The organism is Sphingomonas sp. (assembly GCF_035490575.1).
Classification (GTDB): domain Bacteria; phylum Pseudomonadota; class Alphaproteobacteria; order Sphingomonadales; family Sphingomonadaceae; genus Sphingomonas.
The window spans coordinates 1-3,753 of record NZ_DATJLI010000037.1 but is presented as its reverse complement, the minus strand read 5'-3'; the positions used below and the strand labels follow the sequence as shown (position 1 = coordinate 3,753).

General features: G+C 66.2%; 4 protein-coding genes. All 4 read left to right on the top strand.

The features are described from left to right. Positions 1-51 precede the first annotated feature (51 nt). Positions 52-1,377, top strand: coding sequence for a tRNA (N6-isopentenyl adenosine(37)-C2)-methylthiotransferase MiaB (gene miaB, locus VL973_RS02590; RefSeq protein ID WP_325282473.1), 1,326 nt, complete (start codon positions 52-54; stop codon positions 1,375-1,377). A gap of 82 nt (positions 1,378-1,459) precedes the next feature. After that, positions 1,460-2,455 (top strand): PhoH family protein, encoded by a 996-nt coding sequence (locus VL973_RS02585; RefSeq protein ID WP_325282472.1) that lies wholly within the window; start codon positions 1,460-1,462, stop codon positions 2,453-2,455. A gap of 69 nt (positions 2,456-2,524) precedes the next feature. Continuing rightward, complete coding sequence (gene ybeY, locus VL973_RS02580; protein WP_325282471.1) at positions 2,525-3,037, top strand: rRNA maturation RNase YbeY; 513 nt, start codon at positions 2,525-2,527, stop codon at positions 3,035-3,037. Positions 3,038-3,046: 9 nt separating this feature from the next. Further along, a partial coding sequence (locus tag VL973_RS02575; protein WP_325282470.1) for a hemolysin family protein occupies positions 3,047-3,753 on the top strand: 707 nt, incomplete at its 3' end.

Sequence of the window (3,753 nt, the reverse complement as noted above, 5' to 3'; positions counted from 1 at the left end):
CCGTCGCCCGGCGGCGTGACGCGGGCGGGCACCAACGCTATAGGCGCGGCGATGAAGACCAATCCCAAAACCTTTCACGTCAAGTCGTTCGGCTGTCAGATGAATGTCTATGACGGCGAGCGCATGGGCGAATTGATGGCCGCGCAGGGCATGACCGCGACCGACGATGCCGACGCCGCCGATCTGGTCGTGCTCAACACCTGCCATATCCGCGAAAAGGCGACCGAAAAGGTCTATTCCGATATCGGCCGCCTCCGAAAACAGGCCGGGGCGCGGGGGCGCGCGCCGATGATCGCGGTCGCGGGCTGCGTCGCGCAGGCGGAGGGAGAGGAGATCGTCCGCCGCGCCAAGGTCGACGTAGTGGTCGGGCCGCAAGCCTATCACAACCTGCCCGAACTGGTCGCGCGCGCGGCATCGGGCGCGGGGGCGGCACTCGACACCGACATGCCCGCCGAATCGAAGTTCGGCGCGCTGCCCCGCCGCCGCCGGGTGGCGCCATCGGCGTTCCTGACGGTGCAGGAAGGGTGCGATAAGTTCTGCACCTATTGCGTCGTCCCCTACACGCGCGGGGCCGAGGTCAGCCGCCCGATGGCGGCGATCGTCGACGAGGCGAAAGCGCTGGTCGATGCCGGTGCGCGCGAAATCACGCTGCTGGGGCAGAACGTCAACGGCTGGCGCGACGCCGACGACAACGGGCTGGAGGCGCTGATCCATGCGCTCGCGCCGGTAGAGGGCCTGCACCGCATCCGCTATACCACCAGCCATCCCAATGACATGACCGACGGCCTGATCCGCGCCCATGCCGAGGTCGAAAAGCTGATGCCGTTCCTGCATCTGCCGGTGCAGGCGGGCAATGACCGGGTGCTCAAGGCGATGAACCGCAGCCACAGCCGCGACAGTTACCTGAAACTGATCGAGCGTATCCGCGCCGCGCGGCCTGACATCGCACTGTCGGGCGATTTCATCGTCGGGTTTCCGGGCGAGACCGATGCCGAGTTCGCCGATACGCTGAGCCTTATCGACGCGGTCGGCTATGCCCAGGCGTTCAGTTTCAAATACAGTCCCCGGCCCGGCACCCCCGCCGCCGACATGGACGGCGCGGTCGCGGCGGATGTGATGGACGACCGGCTGCAACGTCTGCAAGCCGCGCTGAATCGAGATCAGGCGGCGTTCAACGCAGCGACCGTCGGGCGGACCTGCACCGTGCTGATCGAACGGCGCGGCAAGCTGCCCGGACAGATGCTGGGCAAGTCGCCCTGGCTGCAATCGGTCCACCTGATGACCGACGCGCCGATCGGTTCGCTGGTCGAGGTCGAGATCGTTCAGGCCGGGCCGAATTCGCTCGGGTCGGTCGAACGCGTCCAAAAGGCAGCATGAGGCGTTTGGGGGTTGGCGCTGCGGCCCGGCTTCTGCCAAGCTGTCGGCGCATGATCCCCCGCCTTGCTTCATCAGGAGCCGCATGAGCCGCAAACCTGTCCCCGCCCGCATGGGCGAGAAATCGCGGACCGAACTCAATTTCGACCGGCCCGAATTGCTGCCGCAATTGTTCGGCGAATATGACACCAATCTGGTGTCGCTGGAAAACCGGCTCGGCGTCTACATCACCGCGCGTGGCGACAAGGTGGGGATCGAGGGAACCGCCGAATCGGTCGCCCTGGCCCGCGACGTGTTGCAGGGGCTGCACGCGCGGCTGTTGCAGGGGCAGGAAATCGACCCCGGCCTGGTCGACGCGGTGATCGCGATGGCTTCCGAGCCGACGCTGGACGGCATCATATCCCGCGATCCGTCGGCCCCGCCGCCGATCATGATTCGCACGCGCAAGAAAACCATCGTGCCGCGTTCGGCGACCCAGACCCGCTACATGCAGGAACTGGTCCGCAACGACATCATCTTTGCGCTGGGACCGGCGGGCACGGGCAAGACCTATATCGCTGTCGCGCAGGCCGTGGCGCAACTGATTACCGGCAGCGTCCAGCGCCTGATCCTGTCGCGGCCGGCGGTCGAGGCGGGGGAGAAGCTGGGCTTCCTGCCCGGCGACATGAAGGACAAGGTCGATCCGTATCTGCGCCCGCTCTACGACGCACTGTATGATTGCCTGCCCGCCGAGCAGGTGGAGCGCCGCATCGCCAGCGGCGAGATCGAGATCGCGCCCATCGCCTTCATGCGCGGGCGCACGCTGTCCGACGCGTTCGTCATCCTGGACGAGGCGCAGAATACGACGCCGATGCAGATGAAGATGTTCCTGACCCGATTCGGCCAGAACAGCCGCATGGTGGTGTGCGGCGATCCCAATCAGGTCGACCTGCCCGGCGGCGTCGCGGCATCGGGCCTGAACGACGCGGTATCGCGGCTGGAGGGCATCCAGAGCCTGGCGATGGTGCGTTTCACCACCGCCGATGTGGTGCGCCACCCGATCGTCGGGCGCATTGTCGACGCTTATGAGGGCGGCGCGTGAACCCTTTGCGGTTTCACGCGTATTGCCGGACAACAGGGGCTGGCGATTTCTTCATGAGCGGATACCGACATGCTTGACGTGGCCGTCCAGGCCGAGGGTGACTGGTCGAGCGACTCCGATTGGGAAGCGCTGGCCGCGCGCGCCGCGCGCGCCGCGATCGAACGCACGGCCTATGCCGGCTGGGTCGATGCGCCGGCCACCATCGAAATCGCCGTGCGGATGACCGGCGACGACGAGGTTCAGGTGCTGAACCGCCAGTATCGCGACAAGGACAAGCCGACCAACGTGCTGTCCTTTCCGATGGTGCAACCCGACCTGCTCGATACCGTCACGCAGAACAGCGACGATGGCGAAGTGCTGCTGGGCGACATCGTGCTGGCGCACGGCGTCTGCGCGGCCGAGGCGGCGGAACGTGGCATTTCGGTCGCCGATCATGCCACGCACCTGATTGTCCACGGCTGCCTGCATTTGCTAGGCTATGACCATCTGGGGGATGCCGAGGCGGAAGCCATGGAGGCGATCGAGCGTTCGGCGCTCGCTCAACTGGGTCTGCACGACCCCTACCCCGTCGAGGAGGACTGAAGACCCCCAATGACCGAGGGTTCGAGTAACAACGCCACGCCCGGCGACAGTAGCACCGCCGCCGATGGCGGCATCTGGCGCGGCCTGCGCGCCTTTCTGTTCGGCGAGGAAAATCACGAAACGCTGCGCGCGCGCATTGAGGACGTGATTACCGAGCATGAGGACGAGGCCGAGCGCCCGATCGCGGGCGACCTGGCTCCGGTCGAACGGCAGATGATCCGCAACCTGCTGCATTTCGGGGAGCGTGACGCCGGCGATGTCGGCGTGCCGCGCGCCGATATCGTCGCGGTCGAGGAGAAGACGAGCTTCACCGATCTGGTCCAGTGTTTCGCGGCCGAGGGGCACAGCCGCCTGCTCGTTTTTCGCGAAAGCCTGGATGACGTGATCGGCATGGTGCACGTCAAGGACGTGTTCGCGATCCTGGCATCGGGCGAAACGCCCCCCGACACGCTCGACGCGCTGATCCGCCAGCCCCTGTTCGTGCCGCAGTCGATGGGCACGCTCGACCTGCTGGCGCAGATGCAGGCCAGCCGAACCCATCTGGCCGTCGTGCTCGACGAATATTCGGGGACCGAGGGTCTCATCACGATTGAGGATCTGGTCGAAGAGATCGTCGGCTCGATCGAGGACGAGCATGACGAGGCGCCGCACGAACTGATCGTGGCGCTGGACGACGGCGCCTGGGAAGCCGATGCGCGCGCCGAACTGGAACAGGT